Source organism: Roseateles puraquae (genome assembly GCF_002205845.1).
In the GTDB taxonomy this organism is placed as follows: Bacteria; Pseudomonadota; Gammaproteobacteria; order Burkholderiales; family Burkholderiaceae_C; genus Pelomonas; species Pelomonas puraquae.
Genome location: NZ_NISI01000008.1, coordinates 1 through 23,307, shown reverse-complemented (window position 1 = coordinate 23,307; position 23,307 = coordinate 1). Strand labels below are relative to the sequence as shown.

At 68.8% G+C, this 23,307-nt stretch carries 25 protein-coding genes and 1 tRNA gene; 11 read left to right on the top strand and 15 right to left on the bottom strand.

Going from position 1 to position 23,307, the window contains the following annotated elements; all coding sequences use genetic code 11:
* Nucleotides 1–6: 6 nt before the first annotated feature.
* Entirely contained in the window at nucleotides 7–471 is a 465-nt protein-coding gene (locus CDO81_RS19055; protein ID WP_088484820.1) for a RidA family protein, read from the top strand.
* Nucleotides 471–962 carry a disulfide bond formation protein B gene (locus CDO81_RS19050; RefSeq protein ID WP_088484819.1) on the top strand — a complete coding sequence of 164 codons (492 nt, stop codon included), beginning with the start codon at nucleotides 471–473 and terminating at the stop codon, nucleotides 960–962. Before CDO81_RS19055 ends, CDO81_RS19050 begins: the two co-directional genes overlap by 1 nt.
* A 12-nt stretch (nucleotides 963–974) precedes the next feature.
* Here the strand turns inward: CDO81_RS19050 and CDO81_RS19045 are convergent, their stop codons facing one another.
* The gene (locus CDO81_RS19045; RefSeq protein WP_206602134.1) at nucleotides 975–2,747 is read right to left on the bottom strand and encodes a gamma-glutamyltransferase family protein; all 1,773 of its coding nucleotides are present in this window, start codon (nucleotides 2,745–2,747) and stop codon (nucleotides 975–977) included.
* A 117-nt stretch (nucleotides 2,748–2,864) separates the two neighbouring features.
* Between CDO81_RS19045 and CDO81_RS19040 the strand changes: the two genes are divergently transcribed.
* Nucleotides 2,865–3,554, top strand: coding sequence for a PEP-CTERM sorting domain-containing protein (locus CDO81_RS19040; protein ID WP_088484817.1), 690 nt, complete (start codon nucleotides 2,865–2,867; stop codon nucleotides 3,552–3,554).
* Here the strand turns inward: CDO81_RS19040 and CDO81_RS19035 are convergent.
* From CDO81_RS19035 to CDO81_RS19020, 4 genes are all read right to left on the bottom strand, one after another.
* Complete coding sequence (locus CDO81_RS19035) at nucleotides 3,545–4,921, bottom strand: DUF1501 domain-containing protein (protein WP_088484816.1); 1,377 nt, start codon at nucleotides 4,919–4,921, stop codon at nucleotides 3,545–3,547. The genes CDO81_RS19040 and CDO81_RS19035 overlap by 10 nt on opposite strands.
* Nucleotides 4,922–4,931: 10 nt before the next feature.
* The gene (locus CDO81_RS19030; RefSeq protein ID WP_088484815.1) at nucleotides 4,932–6,668 is read right to left on the bottom strand and encodes a DUF1800 domain-containing protein; all 1,737 of its coding nucleotides are present in this window, start codon (nucleotides 6,666–6,668) and stop codon (nucleotides 4,932–4,934) included.
* Nucleotides 6,669–6,777: 109 nt separating this feature from the next.
* A complete protein-coding gene (locus CDO81_RS19025) occupies nucleotides 6,778–7,416 on the bottom strand; it encodes a 3-oxoacid CoA-transferase subunit B (RefSeq protein WP_088484814.1) in 639 nt (212 codons plus the stop codon).
* Between the two features lie 2 nt (nucleotides 7,417–7,418).
* Complete coding sequence (locus CDO81_RS19020) at nucleotides 7,419–8,126, bottom strand: CoA transferase subunit A (protein WP_088484813.1); 708 nt, start codon at nucleotides 8,124–8,126, stop codon at nucleotides 7,419–7,421.
* 92 nt (nucleotides 8,127–8,218) lie between these two features.
* Between CDO81_RS19020 and CDO81_RS19015 the strand changes: the two genes are divergently transcribed.
* Entirely contained in the window at nucleotides 8,219–8,773 is a 555-nt protein-coding gene (locus CDO81_RS19015) for a LuxR C-terminal-related transcriptional regulator (protein WP_088484812.1), read from the top strand.
* Here the strand turns inward: CDO81_RS19015 and CDO81_RS19010 are convergent.
* From CDO81_RS19010 to CDO81_RS18970, 9 genes are all read right to left on the bottom strand, one after another.
* Nucleotides 8,763–9,344, bottom strand: a complete 582-nt coding sequence (locus CDO81_RS19010; RefSeq protein WP_088484811.1) for a hypothetical protein — start codon at nucleotides 9,342–9,344, stop codon at nucleotides 8,763–8,765. The two genes, CDO81_RS19015 and CDO81_RS19010, sit on opposite strands and share 11 nt — an antisense overlap.
* A 112-nt stretch (nucleotides 9,345–9,456) precedes the next feature.
* Nucleotides 9,457–10,299 carry a 2OG-Fe(II) oxygenase gene (locus CDO81_RS19005; protein ID WP_088484810.1) on the bottom strand — a complete coding sequence of 281 codons (843 nt, stop codon included), beginning with the start codon at nucleotides 10,297–10,299 and terminating at the stop codon, nucleotides 9,457–9,459.
* A complete protein-coding gene (gene yaaA, locus CDO81_RS19000; protein WP_088484809.1) occupies nucleotides 10,296–11,075 on the bottom strand; it encodes a peroxide stress protein YaaA in 780 nt (259 codons plus the stop codon). Before yaaA ends, CDO81_RS19005 begins: the two co-directional genes overlap by 4 nt.
* Nucleotides 11,076–11,123: 48 nt before the next feature.
* Nucleotides 11,124–11,534, bottom strand: coding sequence for a DUF6691 family protein (locus CDO81_RS18995; protein ID WP_088484808.1), 411 nt, complete (start codon nucleotides 11,532–11,534; stop codon nucleotides 11,124–11,126).
* Nucleotides 11,535–11,544: 10 nt separating this feature from the next.
* Nucleotides 11,545–11,973, bottom strand: coding sequence for a YeeE/YedE family protein (locus CDO81_RS18990; protein ID WP_088484807.1), 429 nt, complete (start codon nucleotides 11,971–11,973; stop codon nucleotides 11,545–11,547).
* On the bottom strand, nucleotides 11,970–12,311 hold the full coding sequence (locus tag CDO81_RS18985; RefSeq protein WP_088484806.1) for an ArsR/SmtB family transcription factor: 342 nt from the start codon (nucleotides 12,309–12,311) through the stop codon (nucleotides 11,970–11,972). The genes CDO81_RS18990 and CDO81_RS18985 overlap by 4 nt, the downstream gene beginning before the upstream one ends.
* Before the next feature lie 104 nt (nucleotides 12,312–12,415).
* Complete coding sequence (locus tag CDO81_RS18980; RefSeq protein ID WP_088484805.1) at nucleotides 12,416–13,762, bottom strand: TolC family outer membrane protein; 1,347 nt, start codon at nucleotides 13,760–13,762, stop codon at nucleotides 12,416–12,418.
* 147 nt (nucleotides 13,763–13,909) lie between these two features.
* Nucleotides 13,910–14,563: a protein-L-isoaspartate O-methyltransferase family protein gene (locus tag CDO81_RS18975; protein ID WP_088484804.1), complete on the bottom strand. Its 654-nt coding sequence runs from the start codon at nucleotides 14,561–14,563 to the stop codon at nucleotides 13,910–13,912.
* Between the two features lie 43 nt (nucleotides 14,564–14,606).
* On the bottom strand, nucleotides 14,607–15,248 hold the full coding sequence (locus CDO81_RS18970; protein ID WP_241517062.1) for a TetR/AcrR family transcriptional regulator: 642 nt from the start codon (nucleotides 15,246–15,248) through the stop codon (nucleotides 14,607–14,609).
* Between the two features lie 120 nt (nucleotides 15,249–15,368).
* Between CDO81_RS18970 and CDO81_RS18965 the strand changes: the two genes are divergently transcribed.
* From CDO81_RS18965 to CDO81_RS18940, 6 genes are all read left to right on the top strand, one after another.
* Nucleotides 15,369–16,193 carry an undecaprenyl-diphosphate phosphatase gene (locus CDO81_RS18965; RefSeq protein WP_088484840.1) on the top strand — a complete coding sequence of 275 codons (825 nt, stop codon included), beginning with the start codon at nucleotides 15,369–15,371 and terminating at the stop codon, nucleotides 16,191–16,193.
* Nucleotides 16,194–16,205: 12 nt separating this feature from the next.
* Entirely contained in the window at nucleotides 16,206–17,027 is an 822-nt protein-coding gene (map, locus tag CDO81_RS18960; RefSeq protein WP_088484802.1) for a type I methionyl aminopeptidase, read from the top strand.
* 4 nt (nucleotides 17,028–17,031) lie between these two features.
* Nucleotides 17,032–19,620 carry a [protein-PII] uridylyltransferase gene (locus tag CDO81_RS18955; RefSeq protein ID WP_088484801.1) on the top strand — a complete coding sequence of 863 codons (2,589 nt, stop codon included), beginning with the start codon at nucleotides 17,032–17,034 and terminating at the stop codon, nucleotides 19,618–19,620.
* Entirely contained in the window at nucleotides 19,617–20,669 is a 1,053-nt protein-coding gene (gene mnmH / locus CDO81_RS18950) for a tRNA 2-selenouridine(34) synthase MnmH (protein ID WP_088484800.1), read from the top strand. The genes CDO81_RS18955 and mnmH overlap by 4 nt, the downstream gene beginning before the upstream one ends.
* Before the next feature lie 83 nt (nucleotides 20,670–20,752).
* Nucleotides 20,753–21,547, top strand: coding sequence for a DUF2189 domain-containing protein (locus CDO81_RS18945; protein WP_088484799.1), 795 nt, complete (start codon nucleotides 20,753–20,755; stop codon nucleotides 21,545–21,547).
* A gap of 11 nt (nucleotides 21,548–21,558) precedes the next feature.
* Nucleotides 21,559–21,777: a DUF2788 domain-containing protein gene (locus CDO81_RS18940; RefSeq protein WP_088484798.1), complete on the top strand. Its 219-nt coding sequence runs from the start codon at nucleotides 21,559–21,561 to the stop codon at nucleotides 21,775–21,777.
* A 14-nt stretch (nucleotides 21,778–21,791) separates the two neighbouring features.
* Here CDO81_RS18940 and CDO81_RS18935 read toward each other — a convergent pair whose 3' ends face one another.
* The gene (locus CDO81_RS18935; protein WP_088484797.1) at nucleotides 21,792–22,682 is read right to left on the bottom strand and encodes an alpha/beta hydrolase; all 891 of its coding nucleotides are present in this window, start codon (nucleotides 22,680–22,682) and stop codon (nucleotides 21,792–21,794) included.
* Nucleotides 22,683–22,732: 50 nt separating this feature from the next.
* On the opposite strand from CDO81_RS18935, the gene CDO81_RS18930 reads away from it, so the two are divergent.
* Nucleotides 22,733–22,808: transfer RNA gene (locus CDO81_RS18930), tRNA-Ala, on the top strand.
* The last annotated feature ends 499 nt before the right edge of the window (nucleotides 22,809–23,307 follow it).

The following is a 23,307-nucleotide window of genomic DNA, read 5'->3' as shown; positions in this document are numbered from 1 at the left end:
CCCCGTATGAGTTCCTCCGCCATCCAAGCCAAGCTCGCCGAACTCGGCATCACGCTGCCGCCCCTGGCCGTGCCTGCCGCGGCCTATCTGCCCTTCACCCGCACCGGCAATCTGCTGTTCGTCTCGGGCCACATCGCCAAGAAGGACGGCAAGCCCTGGGTGGGCCAACTCGGCCGTGACGTCGACACCGCCACCGGCCAGGCCGCGGCGCGTGCCGTGGCCATCGACCTGCTGGGCACCCTGCAAGCCGCGACCGGCGACCTGGGCAAGGTGCGCATCGTGAAGGTGATGAGCCTCGTGAACAGCACACCCGAGTTCACCGAGCAGCATCTCGTGACCAACGGCTGCTCGGAGCTGCTGGCCACCGTGCTGGGCGATGCCGGCAAGCATGCCCGCAGCGCCTTCGGCGTGGCGCAGATCCCGATGGGCGCCTGCGTCGAGATCGAGTTGATCGCGGAAATCGCCGACTGATGTTCATCCAGCCTTCCAAGTTGCCCGGCCGCGTGCTGGCGGGCATGGCCGTCGCCAGCTTTGCAGCCGTCGGTGTGGCCCTGGTGGCCCAGCATCAGTTCGGCGTGAAGCCCTGCCCCTGGTGCGTGCTGCAGCGGGGCGTCTTCCTGCTGGTGGGCGCGCTGTCGCTGCTGGGTTGGCTGCTGCAGCGCAGCCGGGCGCTGCGCCAGGTGGCGATCGTCGGCGTGCTGCTGCTGTGTGCAGCCGGCGTCACGGCGGCGGTGTTCCAGCACGAGGTCGCGTCGCAGGAAGCCAGCTGCGCGATGGGCCTGGCAGACAAGATCGTCACGACCCTGAACCTCGAAGAACTCTGGCCGCCCGTGTTCATGATCACGGCCAACTGCGCGGATGCCGCGGCCTACCGTCTCGTGGGCCTGCCCTATGAGGTCTGGAGCGGCCTGCTCTTCGCCAGCCTCGCCGGCCTGGGCCTGTGGGTGTTCAGCAAGCGCTGAAGCGCCCGCGCCTCATTCGCCCTTGACCACGCCCTCGCGGCGTGGGTCGGCGCCGCCGGACCAGCCGCCCGGCACGCGCAGCAGCACCTGCAGGCCGCTGGTCAGGTCGGTCTCCACCACCTGATGGCCGCGCCCGCGCAGGTCGGCCAGTTGCTCCGCCGTCAGGGCGCCGCGCTCGACGATGAGCGAGCCGCTGTTGAAGTGGCCGAAATTGGGCAGGTCGACGGCCTCCTGGGCCGGCAGGCCCCAGGCCAGCGCGCCGGTCAGCACCTTGGCCACGTAGTGGATGATGACCGGCCCGCCCGGTGAGCCGGCGGCCATCAGCAGCTTGCCGTCACGGTCGAACACGAGGGTCGGCGCCATGCTGGAGCGCGGCCGCTTGCCGGCCTCCACCCGATTGGCCACGGGCTTGCCGTCGGCGCCCACCGGGTTGAGCGAAAAGTCGGTCAGCTGGTTGTTCAGCACGAAGCCGCCGGCCAGCCCGGTGCCGCCATCGCTCATCACCCGGTTGCCGAAGGCCGACTCCACGCTCGTGGTCATGGCCACCGCATGTCCCTGGGCGTCCACGACGCTGACATGGCTGGTGCCCGACTCCAACTGCTCGGCCTGCGGCGCCAGCGCCTGCTGCACGGGGGCTGGATTGCCAGCCGTCGCGATGCCGCCCGCGCGTGCGCCGATGAGGGCGCCGCGCTGCTTCAGGTAGGCGCTCGCCAGCAGGTTCTGCCAGTCGCCGCCCGGCGCCGTCACGAAGGCCGGGTCGCCGATGTACTGGGCGCGGTCGGCAAAGGCCAGCTTGGCCGACTCGGCATAGGCATGCATCCAGTCGGCCGTGATGCCACGCGCCGCCCGCGCCGCCGGCTGGGTGTCGAGCAGACCGAGGATTTCCATCAGCGTCAGGTGGCCCGAGGTGGGCGGTCCGAAGCCGCAGATGCGGTAGCTGCGCCAGTCATTGCACAGCGGTGGACGCACCACGGGCCGGTAGGCGGCCAGGTCGTCCGTGCTCAGCAGGCCGGGGCGCGCATGGCCCTTCACACGGCGCACGATGTCGGCCGCCACCGGTCCTTCATAGAAGGCCTTGACGCCCTGCTTGGCCACGCCGCGCAGCACGGCCGCATAGGCCGGGTTCTTCAGCACGGTGCCCACCGCCAGCGGCGCGCCGCTGCCGTCGTAGAAGAAGGGCGCAGCGATGGGGTCCTGGCGCAGTGCCGTCTCGCCCGCGAGCAGTTCATGCAGCCGCGGGCTGACCGCAAAGCCTTGCTCGGCCAGCCGGATGGCCGGCTCGAACAGCCGCGCCCAGGGCAGCTGCCCATGTTGGCGATGCCCTTCGGCCAGCATGGCCAGCACGCCGGGCGTGCCGGTGGACAGGCCACTGAGGATGGCATCGCGCATGGCCAGCGGCTTGCCGTCGGCCTTCAGGAAGAGCGCCGGCGTTGCCGCCGCGGGGGCCGTCTCGCGGCCGTCCAGGGCCTGCACCTGGCGGCCGTCCCAATGCAGGAGGAAGGCGCCGCCCGCAATGCCGCTGGACTGCGGCTCCACCAGGCCCAGCACCGCCTGCACCGCCACGACGGCATCGAAGGCGGAGCCGCCGGCCTTGAGCATCTCGATGCCCGCGTCCACTGCCAGCGGGTTGGCCGCGGTCACGGCGAACCGCTTGGCCGGTGCGGTCAGTCCGCCTTCCTTGGCGGTGCGGGTGGTGGCGGCCTCGGGTTGATCCAGGGCCAGGGCGGGCGCAAGCCAGACGGCCCCCAGCAGGGGCGCGAGGCGCAGGGTTCTCAGGGCGTGCATGGCTGCCATCTTAGGCATGTGGATTCAGGGACTTCCTGCACCTGCTTCGCGGGACGGTGCCGATGGCCCGGCTCGACATACTCCGCGGCATCGCGCCTGCCCGACTCCGGAGTCCTCATGCCCCTGCCGCTCTCGCCCCTGAAAGCCCTGGCCGCCGCCGCACTGCTGGCCGCGACCTTCGCGCACGCCGACAGCACCTCGCATGTCATCGACTTCGAGGACCTGGCCGCAGGCACGCTCGTCAGCAACCAGTACGCCGCGTGGGGCGTGACGTTTCTGCCCAATGCCTTCGCCGGCAGCGGCAGCCCGACGGGCGATTGGGCCACCAACACCGACATGACCGTGGTGTCCAGCACCGGGCCGGACGTCGGCCCGCTTGGCCAGCCAGCGCTCGTCAGCGGCAACCTGCTGCGCTCCTACGAGGGCTGGCTGAACGAAGACGGCGACGCCAGCTTCGTGTTGCTGTTCAGCCAGCCGATCTCTTCCATCAGCGTCGACTTTGCCGGCGTCGGCAACAGCCAGGACACCACCGGCCTTGAGCTGTACACGCCCCAAGGCAGCTTCATCGCGCGCGTGCTCGCCGGCGCCCTGGGCCAGCGGCGGCTGAGCTTCAGCGGCAGCAACATCGGCGCCGTGGTCGTGCTGCCGGGCAGCCTCGATGACTGGGTGGCCGTGGACAACATCAGCTTCAGCACGGCGGCCACCGTGCCGGAGCCCGCCTCGGCCGGCCTGCTGGGTCTGGGCCTCGCCGCCGTGGGTGCCATGGCGCGTCGGCGCCCGCGCCCCAGCGCTGGCGCTCAAAAGTAGCCCATGTCCCGCTGGGTGTAGTTCCCGATCTGCGGCAGCACGGTGGGCAGGTCGGTGGCGCTGACGCCCATCCAGGTCGCCAACGTGGCGCCGAGCTGGTCCACGCCCGTGGTCGGCAGCAGCCGGCCCTGGCCGACGTCATCCGGCCCGTTGACGCTGACCGAGGGCAGCGTGCCCCAGTAGCGCCCACCCTTGACCGCGCCGCCCATGATGAAGTGGTGGCTGCCCCAGCCATGGTCGGAGCCATCGCCATTGCTGGTCAGCGTGCGCCCGAAATCACTGGCGGTGAAGGTGGTGACCTGGTTCTCCACGCCCAGTTCGACCGTGGCCGCGTAAAAGCTCGCCAGGGCATCGTTGACCGCGGTGAGCAGGCCGGGGTGCTGGTTCACCAGGAAGTCGTGCAAATCGAAGCCGCCGATGGACACGAAGTACACCTGCCGCGCCACGCCCAGGCTTTGCCGCGCCGCGATCAGCTTGGCGACCATGGCCAGTTGGTTGGACAGGCTGGAGGTGGTGTCGAACGTCGTCTTCATCGCCGGCAGCGCCGCCAGCGACGCGCTGACGATGCCCTGCGCACCGATGGACCGCGAGGTCACGCGACTCAGCTCCGCCTCCATCCAGTGGCTGCGGCTGGCGGTAATCATGCTGCGCAGTGCGTCCGAGCAGGCCTGGGAGCCATACAACGGGCGCACCACGCCGTTGATCGGCACGGCTCCTGAGGTGGAGACCTGGTACTGCACCGCCTGCTTGCCGGCCATGTAGACCGCATTGCCGGACACGTTGATGCAGGTGAAGGTGGTGTTGCCGTTGCCGCTCAGGAACAGGTCGCCCAGCCGGCCGCCCCAGCCCGTGACGGCGCCTTCGGGGGCACTGCTCTGCCAGACGGACTGCTGGTCGTTGTGCGAGAACAGCTTGGGCGGCAGCGGCACGCTCTGCGCCTTGTACTGCGCGAGCGTGGTGGGTTGCACGAGGGTGCCGACGTTGAGCTGCACGCCCAGCTTGCCCGCGTCCCACAGGCTCTTGAGCTTGCCGAGCTGTGGGGCCAGCGCCATCTGCCGGCCGCCCACGCTCAGGCCCAGCGCGGTGGCGGCAAGCTGGTCGCGCGGTGTGGACAGGGTCTGGCGGATCGTCGCGTAAGCGTCGTAGCTGGGCTGGTCATACGGCACCAGGGTGTTGCCGTAGTCGTTGCCGCCATACAGGAAGACGCACACCAGCGCGCGGTAGTCGGTCGGGGCAGTCGCGGCAGCCGCCTCGCCGATGCCGGCGAGCGTCAGCGCCCAGGGGGCCGCCGTGCCGGCCGCGCCCAGGGCCGAGGCGCGGCGCAGGAACTCTCGGCGCTGCAGTTCGGGGATGCGGTTGATCTTCATGGTCGTCCCCTCACTTCTGGATCTGGTACTCGGGGCTGGCCATGACCAGCAGGATGCTGGCCAGCACGCGGTTCAACTTGCCGGCATCGGTGGTGGCGGCGATGGAGGCGACCGCCGTCGCGATGGCCGTGGTGGTGGCGGACGACAGCGTGCCGCCGGCGAGCCGCAATCCGATGTCGTTGACCAGCGCGGTCGCATCGGCCGCCAGGGCGATCTCGGCGGTGTAGTTGGCCTTGACCTCGCCCACGCCGTTCTGCAGCGCGGTCTGCATGAAGTTCAGGAAACCGGCCACCGTGGTCTCGTTGCAGAGCTGGAACTCCGGCGCCGTGACGGCATTGAGGCCCAGGTCCGACCCCGGCGGCACATAGCCCGGCCGGAAGAAGTTGAAGACCGACGGGCTGCGCAGCGGGCTCTGCCCCAGCCGGGTGGACGGGTTGCTGGCATCCCCGATGTTCCACACCCCCGTGGGCGAAGTGACGCCGAAGGTGCGGCCCCACTGGATGAAGCGCTGCAGCGGCTCGCGCAGCTTGCCGGCGCCTGGCGCGGTGGGGATGCTGCGTGCCTCGGTGTCGAGCAGGATGGCGCGGATGACGGCCTTCAGGTCACCTCGCACGCCCGCGCCGTTGTTGGACCACACCGCACTGATGCGGGCGATGTAGGCCGGGCTGGGGTTGGAACACACCAGACGCTGGATGAGCTGCCGGCCAATGAAGGGGCCGACGTTCGGATGATTGGCGAGCGTGTCCAGCGCCGTCTTCATCGCGGTGGGGCCATCGGCGGTGGACGGGATGTCGACGGTGAGCACCTTCTTGGCGCCGGTCGAGAAGCGGGCCGGGTTGTTCACCATCGGCTTGCGCATGAAGGCCGGGTCGGTGGCGCTGGCGCCGTCGAAATCCCAGCCGGTGAACACGCGGGCCAGGTCGGTGATGTTGCTCTGGGTGTAGGTCTCCAACGCCTTGCCGTTTGCATCGCGCTTGGGGCTGCCGTCGTCGTTCAACTGCACGAGGCCGATGCTGAAGAGCTGCATCACCTCGCGGGCGTAGTTTTCGTCGGGCACACGGCCGGTCTTGGGGTCTTCCTTCTGGTTGCCCCGCATGTTGAGGTAGACGCCCATGCCGCAGGACAGCGACACCCCCTCCAGCAGGTCCCGGTAGGTGCCGAAGGCGCGCTGCTCCAGCATGTCGACATAGGCCGCCACCGCGAAGCCCCGCCAGGTGACCGGGATGCCGGCCATCGAGATGACGAAGATCTCGCTGAGCGCCAGCACCACGCGCTGGCGCAACAGATCCGGCGCGGACAGCAGCTTGCGCCACAGGGTGTTGTCCACCCCGTTGAAGGTGTTCTTGTTGGCATCGACCGCATAGCCCTGGGCCACCAGCCAGTCGAAATGACCCGCGGTGACCGGCAGCGCGAACTGCGCGTCGAGCCAGGCGGCGTAGCCGTTGGCCTTGATGGCGGCGATGTCATCCGCGCGCGCGCCGAAGGTGGCCTGTGCCAGGAAGCGGGCCGCCTCGGCGTCGGTAGGCTTGACGGGCGGCGGGGGCGGCGGGGCCGGGACGGGCGGCGGCGGGGCCGAGCCCCCGCCGGCGTCAGATGACCCGCCGCCGCCACAGGCCGCCAGCGTGGCCGCCGAGGCGACGAGGGCCGCTGTCGTCGACAGCGACGCAGGCAAGGCGGGGTGCGATGGGGCCGGGTCGGCCGCATCGGTGGGCGCGGGGCACGGAGCCAGGGTCAGCGGTTCGGTCATGGGCGGTCCGGTGGGATGCGGCCCGGATGATGACCAAACTCCGGGCCGCTTTCACACCGGGCGTTGGCCCGGCGTGACAAACCGCCCGCGCCTTACAACCGGTGACAGGTCAGAGCAAGGGCACGCCCGTCTTGCTTTGCGCGAACTCGCGTGTCACGCCTTCGGCCAGCTCCACCACGCGAATGCCTTCGGGCACCACGTCGAACACGCCCAGGTCGGTGATGATGCGGTCGACCACGCCCACACCCGTCAGCGGCAGCGTGCAGGCGGGGATGATCTTCATGTCTTCGGTGCCGTCCTTCTTGCGGGCCACGTGCTCCATCAGCACGATGACCCGCTTCACGCCGGCCACCAGGTCCATGGCGCCGCCCATGCCCTTGACCATCTTGCCGGGGATCATCCAGTTGGCCAGGTCGCCCTTGCCGCTGACCTGCATCGCGCCCAGGATGCTGAGGTTGATCTTGCCGGCCCGGATCATCGCGAAGCTGTCGTGGCTGCCGAAGATGCTGCTGCCCGGCAGCGTGGTGACAGTCTGCTTGCCGGCGTTGATGAGGTCGGCGTCGACCTCGTCTTCCGTCGGGAAGGGGCCGATGCCCAGCATGCCGTTCTCGCTTTGCAGCCAGACTTCCTTGCTGGCGGGCACATGGTTGGCCACCAGCGTGGGAATGCCGATGCCAAGGTTCACGTAGAAGCCGTCTTCCAGCTCCTGGGCCGCGCGGGCGGCCATCTGGTCTTGGGTCCAGGCCATGGTCAGACTCCCTTCTTCTCAGAGAGCGTGCGCTTCTCGATGCGCTTCTCGGGGTGGGCGTTCAGCACGATGCGGTTCACGTAGATGCCCGGCAGGTGCACGTCATCGGGGTCGATCTCGCCGGTCTCGACGATGTGTTCCACCTCGACGATGGTCAGCTTGCCGGCCATGGCCGCTGCCGGGTTGAAGTTGCGCGCCGTGCGGCGGAACACGAGGTTGCCGCTCTTGTCGGCCTTGTAGGCCTTGACGAGCGACACGTCCGGCACCAGCGCCTTCTCCAGGATGTAGGCCTCGCCGTCGAACTCGCGCACCTCCTTGCCCTCGGCGATCATCGTGCCCACGCCGGTGCGCACGAAGAAGGCCGGGATGCCGGCGCCACCCGCGCGCAGCTTCTCGGCGAGCGTGCCCTGCGGCGTGAACTCCAGCTCCAGCTCACCAGCCAGGTACTGGCGCTCGAACTCCTTGTTCTCGCCCACGTAGCTGGAGATCATCTTCTTGATCTGGCGGGTTTCCAGCAACTGGCCGAGGCCGAAGCCGTCGACGCCGGCGTTGTTGGAAATGACCGTGAGGTTCTTGACGCCGCTGTCGCGCAGGGCGGCGATCAGCGCCTCCGGGATGCCGCACAGGCCGAAGCCCCCGACGGCCATCAGCTGGCCATCCTGCACGACACCGCGCAGCGCCTCGGCAGCGCTCGGGTACACCTTGTTCATGCGTTTGTCTCCATCGCCGGCTGGCGCTTGCAAAAACGACCGCAAGGGTACTATCCCGCGCCTCTCGCCGTCGATTACGCAAGATCGCCTAAGTGGAACCCGCCGCCCTGGACTACCGCAGTGCCTTCCTGTTCGCGCCGATCGGCCTCGTGCTGTCGGCACAGCGCCAGATCGTGGACTGCAACGAGCGCGTGCTGCAGATGTTCTCAGCCACGCGCGAGCAGCTCGTCGGGCAGAGCTTCGCGGTCATGTACCCGAGTGCGGTCGAGTTCGAGCGCACCGGCGCGCGCATCGTGGCGAGCCTGGATGCCCAGGGCCATTACGCGGATGACCGCGTGATGCGGCGCCTGGGCAGCGGCGAGCTGTTCTGGTGCCACGTGACGGGCCGGGCCCTGGACCCGGCCGACCCGCATGCGCGCGGCATCTGGAGCTTCGAGGACCTGTCGGCCCGCCGCCAGATCACCGCGGAGCTGACGCCCCGCGAGCGTGAGATCGCCGCCCTGCTGGTGGAGGGCCAGACGAGCAAGCTCATCGGCCGCCACCTCGGCGTGAGCCCACGCACGGTGGACGTCTACCGAGGCCGGCTGATGAAGAAATACCGGGCGAGCAGCACGCCCGAGCTGATCAACAAGCTGCTCAGCGCATGACCTGAGCCCGGCGCCGACGCTGCAGCACCAGCGCGCCCAGGCAGGAAGCGGTCAGCAGCAGCGTCGTGGGCTCGGGCAGCGCGTTGCCCGTCGTGCCTTCGGCCACATCGATGCGCAGGGTGTGCTCCGGCGTCCAGGACACCTCAGCCCCGCTGGCGTCGCGGAAGGCCAGCGAGAAGCCACCGCCGGTGTAGACCCCCGGGGCGATGCTGCCGTTGACCGGCGCGAGCCGCCCGAACACGAAGTCCATGCCCTGGCCCGGCGCCAGATCCATCATCGCGAACTGCTCGGCCAGAGAGACCATGGGCGCGAGAAAGTCGTAGGCATCCTCGATGCCCTCGCCGAAGGCGGCCACGAAACGGCTGCCCAGCAGGTGCTCGGTGGCCGAGGCTTCGTTGTAGACCGTGGCGCGCAGCTCCAGCGTCTGGCTGGGGATGGCGTCGTACTGCCAGGCCGCCAGATCCCAGCTCAGGGACACACCGGCCTGGCTGACGCCGCTGGCCGCCAACAACACCGCGCCCAGCCAGGCGCGCAGGCGGCTCGGCAGCGCCGAAGAGTAAGAAGAAGACATCGTGGAACTCCCGTGGAAAGTGGAGTTCGCACCTTAGGTTTCGGCACGCGGCGCGGCATCGCCCATTGGAGCCATGGCTCCTGACCCTCACCCGCGGATCAGGGGTGCGGCCTCAGACGAACACGCCCTGGCGCAGCCACTTCGTGGCCACCCATTTCTCGCCGTCAATGACCGGTGAGCCGCCATGCAGCGTCTGCGTGGACGGGTGCGGCCGGTCATAGCTGAAGAACACCGCATTGCCCTTCACGGGGGCCACGTCCAGCCCGATGTCCGGGAAGATGGTGGAGCCGCCGGCCGCCGGCGTGTTCAGGTAGATGACGAGCGTGGCCACGCGCTGGCCGCCGCGCTTGAGGATGTTGGGCGTGCTGACGTGGCCGGGCTCGAAGTAGTCGTAGTGGGGCTGGTACTCGGCACCGGGCCGGTAGCGCAGCACCTGCAGGCCCTCGCCGTGGTCCAGCGGCCAGCGCAGCAGCGTGGCGATGCGCGACTCCACGCGGCGGATCAGCTCGGTCTCGCAGCGTTCGAAGAACATGCCCTCGCTGGTGCGCGCCGCGTTCACCTCGCTGCCGTCGCTGCTGCTGGCCACGGTTTCAGACCGCGCGAGGCGCTTGGAGGCCAACGCGATGATGCCGTCGCACTCGTCATCCGACAGCAGGTCGCCGAAAACCACCACGCGCGGCTGGCGCAGCGCCATCATCACCTTGACCTGCCGGTCACCGGCATCGATGACCGGCGCGAAGCGGCTCAGGTCGGGCTCCGGCAAGCCGGGCGTCGTGCCCGGGGCGCTGGTCAGCGTGGCGGCCTGGCCCAGCGTGCGGGCCAGGGCCTGGCGCGCGACCGACTCGTCCCAGCCGCTGCCCAGCATGGCGGCCAGGATGCTGTCGGACGGATGGCCGGCGTTTGATTGCTCGGTGATCCAGGCACAGAGTTCGGGGGTGATGACTTGTTGGCTCATGGCTTGCGGCGGAAAACGAGTCGATCAGGGGACGAGACCTCGGAGGCCAGACGATACCCGTCCAGGTCGAAGGCCTGCAGGCCCTCCGGCGTCTGAAGGCGCTGCTGGATGGCGAAGCGCGCCATGAGGCCGCGGGCGCGCTTGGCAAAGAAACTGATGATCTTGTACTCGCCGTTCTTCCAGTCCTCGAACTGGCAGTCGATGACGCGCGGCTTCAGCACCCGGCGGTCCGCCGCCCGGAAATACTCCTGCGACGCGAGGTTCACGATGACCGGCACCTTCTCGGCCTGGGCGAGCTTGTTCAGGTGCAGGGCCAGGCGGTCGCCCCAGTAGTCGTACAGGCTGGCGCCCGCCTCGGTCTGCAGCCGCGTGCCCATCTCCAGCCGGTAAGGCTGCATGCGGTCCAGGGGCCGCAGGATGCCGTAGAGGCCCGACAGCATGCGCACGTGCGTCTGCGCCCACGCGAGGTCGTCCGCCGTCATCGACTTGGCATCGAGGCCGTCGTAGACATCGCCGTTGAAGGCCAGCACGGCCGGCTTGCTGTTGTGGTCGGTGAAGCGCGGACGCCAGGCCCGGTAGCGGTCGACGTTGAGTTGGGCGAGCGGCTCGGAGAGGTCCATCAACTCGCGCACGTCGGCCACGCTCTTCGTGCGCAGCACGTCGATCAGTCGGGCCGTGTCGGGCAGGAACTGCGGGCGGGTCAGGGCCGGCGCCAGCTCAGGCGGGGTCGGCGTGTCGTAGTCAAGAGATTTGGCGGGCGAGAGCAGGAACAGCATGGGCGCGGATTTTGAGGCCTCCCGGCGCCGCTGCCGGCGCACGGGGCCTCAATGCCGCTCGATCCACTCGAACACAGCCATGCCGGCCACCATGGCAGCCACGAACGCGAGCGCCTTCACATCGCCGCTGCCGGCCACCACGAGGGCCGGGCCCGGGCACAACCCGGCCAGCCCCCAGCCGACACCGAAGGCCAGACTGCCACCGACGAGGCGCCGGTCGACGACCTTGGATTGCGGCAATTGCATCTGCAAGCCGAGGAAGGTCTCGCGGCGCCGCACCGCCAGGGCAAAGGCCGGCAGACCGACGGCGATGGCCCCCGCCATGACCAGGGCCAGGGACGGGTCCCAGGCACCGGCCAGGTCCAGGAAGCCCAGCACCTTGGCCGGTTGCACCATGCCAGAAACGATCAGCCCGAGGCCGAAGACGAGGCCGGCAAGCCCGCCGATGAAGGTACCCATGGTGATCTCCTCAGAGCAGATGGCGGGCGACGAAGACCGTCACGAAGCCCGCGGCCATGAAGCTCGCAGTGGCCACCGCCGACCGCCAGGACAGGCGCGACAAGCCGCACACGCCGTGCCCGCTGGTGCAGCCCGCGCCGTAGCGCGTGCCGACGCCGACGATGAGGCCCGCGGCGATCAGCGTGGGCCAACTGGCGTCGATCTGCGAGACCATCGGCCCCTGCACCGCGGCATAGACCCACGGAGACACCAGCAGACCGCCGATGAACGCCGCCCGCCAGGCCCGCTCGCCCGGCACGCGCCGCAGCAGACCGCCGAGGATGCCGCTGATGCCGGCGATGCGTCCGCCCAGCAGCACCAGCAGTGCTGCGGCCAGTCCGATCAGCACGCCGCCGGCCAGCGCGGTGCCGGGCGTGAAGGCCGTCCAGTTCAGGGTCATGTCGCCTCCTTTGGGCAGTAAAGGGTGTAGAGCGCCTGCAGCAGCGCCAGCACGCGCTCGTCTGCCACCCGGTAGATCACGTTCTTGCCGTCGCGTCGGGTCTCCACCAGGCCTTCACGCCGCAGCACGCCCAGTTGCTGGGAGAGCGTCGGCTGGTGGATGCCGAGCGCCGCCTCCAGCTCGGCCACGCTCAGCTCGCCCTGGGACATCTGGCACAGCAGCGGCAGGCGCTCGGGGTTGCCCAGCGCCTTGAGCACCGCCACGGCTTCGCCCGCGGCTGCGCGCAGCACGACAGGGTCGAGCGCGGGCGCAGCGGAGGCTGACGAGGTGCGAGGCATGCCATCAATATATCACTTGATATATTGATGGCCTCGAAGTGCCGTCAAGGCCAGGCATGAAAAAGCCCCGCCGAGGCGGGGCTGGTGAGGGGCGGACGCGAGGCTTACTTGGCCAGCAGCGCGTTGGTGGCGTTGATGTCCTCGGGGCGCAACTGGCCCGAGGCCTGGCGCAGCTTGAGGCTGTTCACCAGCACGTCGTAGCGCGCCTTGGCCAGGTCGCGCTGGGTGCTGTAGAGCTGCGTCTGGGCGTTGAGCACGTCCAGATTCACCCGAACGCCGACCTTGTAGCCCAGCTGAGTGGCCTCGAGCGCCAACTTGGTAGACGACTCGGCGGCTTCGTACGCAGCCACCTGGGCCTTCAGCGACTGCACGCCGAAGAAGGCGCGGCGCGTGGCTTCGGCCACGCTGCGACGGGCGAAGTCGAGGTCGTTGCGGGCCTTCTCCTCCAGCACCAGGGTTTCCTTGATGCGGTTCTGGGTCAGGCCGCCGGTGTAGAGCGGGTAGGTGAAGGTCAGGCCGATGGTGGCGTTCTTGCTCGTGCCGGCACCCGCCTGCACCGATGCGGCCCCGCTCAGGCTGTTGTGAACGTTGTTGGCGCCCACGGTCGCGCTGGCGTCCAGCGTCGGCTTTTCGCCCGCGCGGGCGATCTGGGTGTCGAGCTGCGCGAGCTCCAGCCCCAGGCGCGCCTTGCGGATGGCCGGGTGCTGCTCGTCGGCCGCGCTGACCCAGGTGTCGATGTTCTCGCTGTTCAGCGCCGGCAGCGCCACCGGCTGGGCCAGGCCCTTGGGCTCGACGCCGACCCGGCCGACGAACTGGTCCAGCACCACGCGCTTGACGCGCAGGTCGTTGTCGGCGGCGAGTTCCTGGGCCACGGCCAGGTCGTACTTGGCCTGGGCTTCGCGGGTGTCGGTGATGGTGGCGGTGCCGACCTCGAAATTGCGCTTGGCCGAGGCCAGCTGCTCGGCGATCGCGGCCTTGTTGGCTCGGGTGGTGGACAGCGCATCCTTGGCCGCCAGCACATCGAAATAGGCCGTGGCCAGGCGCACCATCAGGTCCTGCTCGGCCGACTCCAGATCTGCCTGCGCCACCGCGTAGGCGCGGCGCGCCTTGTCGATGGTCGGCGCGTTGGCGGCGTTGTAGACCGAGTACTTGCCCTGCAGGTTGGCCGCGATCGTCGTGCTGTTGATGGCGCCCGACGTCGGCGGATCGCTGCGGGCGGCAGTGGCCGAGGCGCCGAGGCCCAGGCTCGGCCGGTTCAGGGCTTCAGCCTGCCCGATGCGTGCGGCGGCGGCATCGGCGGTCGCCCGGATCGCGAGGTAGGTCGCGTCATAACCCCGTGCTGCGTCGTACAGCTCCTGCAGGCTCTGGGCCTGGGCCGCGCCGGCGATCAGGAAGCTGGCCGCCAGGGCCAGCGGTTGCAGGATCAGGCGTGGAGCAGTAACGAAGGGCATGGGATTCCTTGACTGGAGAGCAATGTTGTAAGCGCGGCCGGGTTTATAGAGCCAAAGGCCACCGGTGACTGAAGCCATGCGACGACTTGCGCCCGTTGGGGGAGCAATGGTCGTTTTGGGGCGACGGGCTGCATCCGGCCGGCAGGCTCAGAAGCTGAAGGCCGGCGCCTCGGCAAACCCGGGCAGGCGGCCCGCCACCGTGTCAAACATCTCGACCGTGCGGAAGTCGTTCGCCCCGACGCGCGTGATCATCACCGCACGCATCACCGGCTCGCTGCCCACGATGGCCGCCAGGCGCCCGCCCACCTTGAGCTGGTTGAGCAGCACCTGCGGCACGCTGGCCACCGAGCCCGACAGCAGGATGGCATCGAACGGCTCCTCGGCCGCGAGGCCGGCGGCGCCGTCCTGGTTCAGCACGGTCACGTTCATCACGCCAGCGCGCTTGAGGTTGGCCTGGGCCTGCGCGGCCAGACCGGCGTCGGCTTCCAGCGCAATGACGCGCTGGGCCTTGTGCGACAGCAACGCGGCGATGTGACCCGTGGCGGCGCCGATCTCCAGCACCTTCTCGTGGCGCTGCACCTTGAGTTCCTGGAACAGGCGAGCCTCGACCTTCGGCGCCAGCATGCGGCGGCTGGCGGTCAGCGGCAGCTCGGTGTCGACGAAGGCCTGGGCGCGATGCGCCTCGGGCACGAAATCCTCGCGGTGGACGACGCTCAGCAGCTCCAGCACGGTGGTGTCGAGCACGTCCCAGGGGCGGATCTGCTGCTCGATCATGTTGAAGCGGGCTTGTTCGAGATTCATCTATTTCTCCGGAGCACGGTACGGCAGGCTGAAAACCAAAATTCTAGGTGCCCTGCGGCACGGCGAGCAGGCCGTGCAACAGCAAGGCGAGCTGGGCGTCCAGCAGGTCTTCGGGGCTCATCGTCTGGCCGCAGCCGTCCAGGTCGCCAAAGGAATGGTCATGCAGGAGCATGTGCATCATGGGTGCGATCAACATGTGGACCGTGGCCTCCAGCGGCACCTGGCGGAACTCGCCGCTGCGAATGCCTCGCTCGACCAGGCCACCGATGAGCGTCTTGGACGGCGTGATGACCTCGTCCACATAGAACCGCGCCAGCTCCGGAAAGTGTCGCGCCTCCAGCATCATCAGCGTGCAGACCACCCCGGCATTGCCATGGCCGACCTTGGCCCACCAGGCCCGCATCATCTGGGTCAGCAGTTCGGCAATGGCGCCCTCGTATTGCGCCGCCTGGGCGGCCGATTCGGCGATGTGCACAGAGAGGTTCTCGCGCACCATCGCCTTGAACAGCTCGTCCTTGCTGGGGTAGTAGCGGTAGAGCGTGCCCTTGGCGACACCGGCCCGGGCCGCAATCTCCTCGCTGCGCGTCGCGGCGAAACCCTTCTCGACGAAGAGCGCCAGGGCGGCGTCCAGCAGTTCCTGCGGGCGGGCATCCTTGCGGCGCTGGCGAACGGGAGCGGTGGACAAAGGCGACGGAGTTAATGACCGGTGAGTCAGTAATGTAGCCCGCGGGGCCAGCCTGCGGCAAGTTCGGGCCGGGCCCGGTGGCTACACTGCGCGGCTTTTGTTCGCCCCGGAGCTGTGCACGTGGACTTCATGCTGTTGATCAAGGCCGCCATCATGGGCGTCGTCGAGGGGCTGACCGAGTTCCTGCCCGTGTCGTCGACCGGCCACCTGATCCTGACCGGCAGCCTGCTCGGCATGACCGACGCCAAGTCCAAGGTCTTCGACATCGCCATCCAGAGCGGCGCCATCCTGGCCGTGCTCATCGTCTACTGGGCACGCATCCGCGAGGCCCTCGGCGGCATCACCAGCAGCCCCAAGCAGCAGCGCTTCGTGCTGAACATCGCGATCGGCTTCATCCCGGCGGGCGTGGTGGGGCTGACGGTCTACAAGGCCATCAAGGCCCACCTGTTCAATGCCCCCGTGGTGGCAGGCGCCTTCATCGTCGGCGCGCTCATCATCCTCTGGGCCGAGAAGCGCGCCCAGCCCGTGGCCCGCGTGCAGACCGTGGACGACATGACGCCGCTGGACGCGCTCAAGGTCGGCCTGGTGCAGTGCCTGGGCATGATCCCCGGCACCAGCCGCTCGGGCGCCACCATCATCGGCGGCATGCTGCTGGGCCTGTCGCGCAAGGCCGCGACGGACTTCTCCTTCTTCCTGGCCATCCCGACCCTGATCTCGGCCGGCGGCTACAGCCTTTGGAAGGAGCGCCATGCGCTGTCGATGGCCGACTTCCCGATGTTCGCCGTCGGCTTCGTCGTGAGCTTCCTGGCCGCCTGGGCCTGTGTGCGCTGGCTGCTGCGCTACGTGTCCAGCCACACCTTCGTGCCCTTCGCCTGGTATCGCATCGCCTTCGGCATCATCGTGCTGGCAACCTGGTGGACGGGTACGGTCATCTGGGCGGATTGATAATCCGGCCCCATGGCCATCACGATCAAGACCGCTGCCGACATCGAAGGCATGCGCATCGCCGGGCGCCTGGCGTCCGAAGTGCTCGACATGCTCACGCCCCATGTGAAGCCGGGCGTCACGACCAACGAGCTGGACAAGCTCGCGCATGACTACATCGTCAACGTCCAGCAGGCCGTTCCCGCGCCGCTGAACTATTGCCCGCCGGGTTACATCCCCTACCCCAAGTCGATCTGCACCTCGGTCAACCAGCAGGTCTGCCACGGCATCCCGAACGACAAGCCGCTGAAGAACGGCGACATCGTCAACATCGACGTCACCGTCATCAAGGACGGCTGGCATGGCGACACCAGCCGCATGTTCGTGGTGGGTGACGGCTCGATTGCAGCCAAGCGGCTGTGCGCCTTCACCTACGAGGCCATGTGGAAGGGCATCGCCAAGGTCAAGCCGGGTGCGCGCCTGGGCGACATCGGCCACGCCATCCAGACCTTTGCCGAGAACGCCGGTTTCTCCATCGTGCGCGAGTACTGTGGCCACGGCATCGGCCGCGTCTTCCACGAGGAGCCGCAGGTGCTGCACTACGGCCGCCCCGGCACGCTGGACGAACTCGTGCCGGGCATGATGTTCACCATCGAGCCCATGATCAACGCCGGCCGCCGCGAGGTGAAGGAACTCGGCGACGGCTGGACCATCGTCACCAAGGACCGGTCGCTCTCTGCCCAATGGGAGCACACCATCCTTGTGACCGACACCGGCTACGAGATCATGACCCTGTCGGCCGGCAGCCCGCCGCCGCCAGCCTTCATCACCCAGGCCGCCACGGCCACCGCCTGACGCCGTGGCCACGGTTGCAGAGCGCCGCCAGCAGTTCAAGGCGGGCAAGCAGAGCCTGATCGACGCCTTTCTCGCGGCGCGCCCCACGCAGGCCAGTGCGCAATCCTTGCTGCGCCGTCTGGCCCGGCATGTGGACGACACCCTGCGCGGCCTGTGGCTGGCTGCCGGCATGCCCGAAGGCAGCTGCCTCGCAGCGGTGGGCGGCTACGGCCGCGGAGAGCTCTTCCCGCATTCCGACGTGGACGTGCTGGTGCTGCTGCCCGAGGGCGTCGAGGCCTACCAGCCCGGCCCGGCCAAGGCTGCCATCGAGCACTTCATCACCTCGTGCTGGGACGTCGGGCTGGAAATCGGCTCCTCGGTGCGCACGGTCGACGAATGCCTGAGCGAATCCCAGGCCGACGTCACCATCCAGACCGCGCTGCTCGAGGCCAGGCCGCTCGCGGGCGACGGCAAGCTGTTCCGCGCGATGTCGCGCCGCTTCATGCAGGCCATGGACCCCAAGGCCTTCTTCCGCGCCAAGACGCTGGAGAGCCTGCAGCGCCACACCAAGTTCGACGACACGCCCTACGCGCTGGAGCCCAACTGCAAGGAAAGCCCTGGCGGCCTGCGCGACCTGCAGATGCTGATGTGGATCGCCCGGGCCGCGGGCCTGGGCAAGACCTGGAAGGCGCTGAGCGCACGCGGCCTGATCACGCCGTTCGAGAGCCGCCAGCTGCAGCGCAACGAGGGCCAGCTCAAGCTCATCCGCGCGCGCCTGCATGCCGTGGCCGGCCGGCGCGAAGACCGGCTGGTGTTCGACCTGCAGACCGCCGTGGCCCAGAGTTTCGGCTTCGAAGGCACGGGGGCCCAGCGCGCGTCAGAAGTACTGATGCGGCGCTACTACTGGGCCGCCAAGGCCGTCACGCAGCTGCACCAGATCCTGCTGCTGAACCTGGAAGAGCAGATCGCCGGCCAGCAGCAGAACCTGGTGCGCCCGCTTGAAGGCCAGACCGACTTCCTGGACCGCGGCCGGATGCTGGAGGTCGCCAGCGACGACCTCTACCAGCGCGACCCCCACGCCATCCTGCGCACCTTCCTGGTCTACCAGCAGACGCGCGGCATCAAGGGCCTGTCCGCCCGCACGCTGCGCGCGCTCTACAACGCCCGCGGCCTGATGGATGCCGCCTGGCGCCGCGACCCGGTCAACCGCGCCACCTTCATGGAAATGCTGCGCCACCACGAGGGCCAGACGCATTCCTTCCGGCTGATGAACCAGACCTCGGTGCTGGGCCGCTATCTGTGGGTGTTCCGCGCGATCGTGGGGCAGATGCAGCACGACCTGTTCCACGTCTACACCGTGGACCAGCACATCCTGATGGTGCTGCGCAATGTGCGGCGCTTCTTCGTGCCTGAGCATGCCCACGAGTACCCGTTCTGCTCGCAACTGGCCGCGCAGTGGGACAAGCCCGAGCTGCTCTACATCGCCGCCCTCTTCCACGACGTGGCCAAGGGCCGCGGCGGCGACCACTCCGAGCTGGGCGCCGTCGAGGTCAAGCGTTTCTGCCGCCAGCACGGGCTGAATGTCGAAGACACCGCCATGTGCATCTTCCTGGTGGAACACCACCTGACGATGTCGCGCGTGGCGCAGAAGGCCGACCTCTCCGACCCGGACGTCATCGCTGCCTTTGCAGCCAAGGTGGGCGACGTGCGCCACCTGACTGCGCTCTACCTGCTGACCGTGGCCGACATCCGCGGCACCAGTCCCAAGGTCTGGAATGCCTGGAAGGGCAAGCTGCTGGAAGACCTCTACCGCATCACCCTGCGGGCGCTGGGCGGCGCCAAGATCAACCTCGATGCCGAAATCGAGGCCCGCAAGGCCGAAGCGCGGCAAGACCTGGCACTGCACTCGCAGCTGCCCGGCACCGAGGAGCCGCTGTGGAACCGGCTGGCCGTCAGCTACTTCGCCCGGCACGACGGCGCCGAGCTGGCCTGGCATGCGCGCTCGCTGTGGCGGCATGTGGACACCCAGGAGCCCGTCGTCCGCGCCCGCCCCTCGCCCATCGGCGAAGGACTGCAGGTGCTGGTCTATGCGCCCGACCAGCCCGACCTCTTCGCCCGCATCTGCGGCTATTTCGACGGCGCGGGCTTCAGCATCCTGGACGCCAAGGTGCACACCACCCGCAACGGCTATGCGCTGGACACGTTCCAGGTCATCCGCCCCGAGGCCGACGTTCACCACCGTGACCTCGTGCCGCTGGTGGAGCAGAAGCTGAGTGCCGCGCTGAAGGCCGGCGGCCCCCTGCCCGAGCCGCGTCGCGGGCGGCTGTCGCGCCGGGTCAAGAGCTTCCCGTACACGCCCCGCATCTCGCTGCGCCCCGACGAGCGCGCCACCGCCTGGCTGCTGACCATCTCCACCAGCGACCGCGCCGGCCTGCTCTACGCCATCGCCCGCGTGCTGGCGCGCCACGGCATCAACCTGCAGCTCGCCAAGATCTCGACCCTGGGTGAGCGCGTGGAAGACACCTTCCTGCTCGACGGCCCGGCGCTGCAGCAGAACAAGGCGCAACTGCAGATCGAGAGCGAGCTGCTTGACGCCGTCTCGCTGCCCGCATGAGCTACACCATCGCCGTCGAAGAGGCGCTGGCGCAGCTGGGCCAGTTCGACGCCATCCTGGATGTGCGCTCGCCCGGTGAATTCGCGGAAGACCACATCCCCGGTGCCGAGAACTGGCCCGTGCTCGACGACGAAGAGCGCCGCATCGTCGGCACGCTCTACAAGCAAGACCCGCTGGAAGCCCGCCGCCTGGGCGCCACCCTGGTGGCGCGCAACGTGGCCCGATTGCTGGATGAGCGCACCGGCGGCCGGCCCAAGACCTGGCGGCCGCTGGTGTACTGCTGGCGTGGCGGGCAACGCTCGCTGTCGCTGCACTGGTTCCTGGGCCAGATCGGCTTTCGGTCGCGCCAGCTGGTGGGCGGCTACAAGGCCTACCGCGCGCAGGTGCGGGACGACCTCACCCGCTGGCCCGAGCGCTTCGACTACCGCGTGCTGTGCGGGCTGACCGGCTGCGGCAAGACCCGCCTGCTGCAGGCACTGGCCGACGAAGGCGCCCAGGTGCTCGACCTCGAAGGTCTGGCGGCGCACCGCGGTTCGGTGCTCGGTGCCCTGCCCGACCGTGGCCAGCCGACACAGAAGGGGTTCGACTCCGCGCTGTGGGCCCGGTTGCATGAGCTTGACCCGACGCGCCCGGTGTTCGTGGAAAGCGAGAGCCGCAAGATCGGCCGCATTGCGCTGCCGGCCGAGCTGCTGACCGCGCTGCATCGCCGGGGTCGCCCCGTGTGGATTGACATGCCCGAGGCCGCCCGCGTGGATCTGCTGCTGCAGGACTACGCCCACTTCGCAGCCGACCCCGAAGGCTTCTGCCAACTGCTGGACGGCTTGGTGGAGCTGCGCGGCCGCGCCCGCGTGACGGCCTGGCAAGCGCAGGCGCGCAGCGGCGCGTGGCCGGCCGTGTTCGGCGCGCTGATGCGCGAGCACTATGACCCGGGCTATGCAGGCTCGCTGCGCCGGCATTTCCCGGCATTGGCCGGCGTGGCACCCCTGACGCTCGCCGACGGCCACCCCGAGACACTCAGAGCCGCCGCGCGCCAGCTGATCGCCGGCTGATCGCCAGCTGGGCCCTGCCATCGCGCCGCGGCTTGCGCCGGATCAAGGCACGCACAGCGCGAGCCCGAGACACTGCGGGCGCCATGCCCAACCGTTTCAGCGAGCAGGCCCTGCGGGAATCGCAGGCCTTCGGTGTCCGACAGATCCCCGTGCTGCGCCCCCTGGGCTGGCTGGCACGCGGATGGCGCGACCTGTGGCGAGCACCCGGGGTGTCGCTGTCGCATGGGCTGGCCATGGGCCTGTTCGGCGCGCTGCTGTTGTGGCTGGCGCATGACCGCTTCTGGCTGCTGGCCGGCGCCTTCACCGGCTTCCTGATCGTCGCTCCGATCCTGGCTACCGGCCTGTATGCCATCAGCCGCGAACTGGACCGTGGCGGCCGCCCAGGCTGGCGCACCGTGCGCGAGGCCTGGCGGCCGCATGACGGCCGCCTCATCGTGTTCGGCATCCTGCTGGCGTTTGCTGGCACGGGCTGGGTGCTGTGCTCGGCCGCCTTCGTGACCGGCTTCGTCGCCGATCCCATCCAGCAGCCGCGAGACTTCCTGCTCAAGGTCGTGCTGGCCGACGATGCCCACCTGTTCTCGACCTGGCTGATGCTCGGCGCGGTGCTGGCGGCACCGATGTTCGCGTCCACCGTGGTGGCGATCCCAGCCCTGGTCGACCTGCCACCGAGCAAGATCGGCGTGCTGGGCGCCGTCTTCACGAGCTGGAAGGTGGTGCTGGAACACCCCGCACCGCTGGCGCTGTGGGCGGCGCTGATCCTGGCGCTGACGCTCGTGGGCATGGGCACCGCCCTCGTCGGCCTGATCGTCATCGCGCCGTGGCTCGGCCATGCCAGCTGGCATGCCTACCTCGACCTCGTCATCCGCCGCCCCGACTAGAGACCAGCACGATGTGGGGCTACACCGAAGCCGAGATTGCGCAGTTCGGCCTGACCTTCGGGGTCACGGCCTTCATGCTGTACATGGTGTTCATCATCCTGCAGCTGGCGCGCGAGTCCAAGGCTGGGCGGTTCGGCACCTTCGTACTGCTGCTGGGCCTGGGCTTCGGCCTGGTGGGCTTTGCCGCCAAGGGCGTGATCAAGTTCTTCCTGTCGGGCGTCATCGGCTGAGCGCCCCCATGCGGTCACAGCAAGCCGCTGTACCAACGCAAGCCCAGCAGCTGACGCGCCAGTTGGTGGGAGCGGCCTTCCGGGTCAGCCAGGTCGTGCATCACCGTGAAATGGTTGCAACCTGGCAGTTCCTCGCACACCGGCACCGCGCGTGGCCCCCAGGCGTCGCGGATGAGCCTGTTCTGGCGGCGGAACTCATCACTCTCCTGGGCGCCCACGACCGCGAACAGGGTCTGCGGCGAAGCCGGTGGCGGAAAGTGGATCGGGCTCAGTCGCCTGGCGCCTGCAGCATCCAGCCGCAGGTCCTGCTGCAGGAAGGTCGTGCGGCGCAGCGGGGCCAGGTCATGCACGCCCGAGACGGACATCGCGCCCTTCACCAGCCGCCGCGGCAGGTCCCGCCCCACGCGCTTCCAGTCGCAGCAGCTGAGCATGGCCGCCAGATGCCCGCCCGCGGAATGGCCGATAAGAGCAATGCGGCTCGGATCACCGCCATGCTCGGCCGCATGCCGCCAGACCCAGGCCACCGCCTCCGTGAGCTGCATCGCGATGCGCTCGAGGCTGACGTTCGGGCACAGGTCGTAGTTGGGCACCACCACCAGCGCCCCTTCGTCGGTGAAGCTGGCCGCGAGGAAGGAGTAGTCCGACTTGTCCAGCGACCGCCAGTAGCCGCCGTGGATCAGCACCAGCACCGGAGCAAAGCCGCCCGCGAAGGCGGGGTCGGGCGCAAACACGTCCAAGGTTTGCTGGGCATCCGGCCCGTAACGCAGGTCCAGCTCGCAATGCGCTCGCGCCCTCACCAGCGCCGAAGCCTCGGCCCAGCGCGCCAGCAGCTGCGCGCTGTCCGGCACCCGGGCGCGGTTGTTGTACTCGGCATCGAACCAGTCGGCAGGCTTGCGAGGCGTCATGGCCCGCGACGATAGCAGCGCCGAACCCGGGCTATACTTTCGGTTGCGTTGGGGGGGTAGCTCAGCTGGGAGAGCGCCGCGTTCGCAATGCGGAGGTCGGGAGTTCGATCCTCCTCCTCTCCACCACATTTTTCCCTTGCAAATCAAGGACTTATGCGCCTGGACCCATAAAGCTGCCAAATCGGCAGCTTTATGCTTTCTGGGCCTAGCAGGCAAAGTTATGCATCCGAAGGTCCGATTAGCTCGTCATGCGGCAGGCTGAGGTCCATCGGGCGCTGCTACCCGCCGCGATAGCCCATCCAGCCCCGCCATGTCGTGATTCGGTAATCAGGAGCCGGCCTCTCGCATGTCCGTAGCTGCTGTCGTCCAGACGATGGAACGCGAATGACTCTGATCGGCATGACGCAGCCGCCCCGCTGAGGGTGTTCGCGTTGCCGAAACATCTAGCCAGCTGCAACTGAAAGGCCTGCTCACGAACACCTGAATTGCGCATGTAAAGCATTCGTTCCGCCAGATCACGAGCAGCTAGTTGTGACGTTCCGATAGGTTGTTCATCCGTCCCTGATTTGGGAAGCTGGGGTTGTCGAGACCTCCCGCAACCCAAACAGGAGAACGGATGAACAGC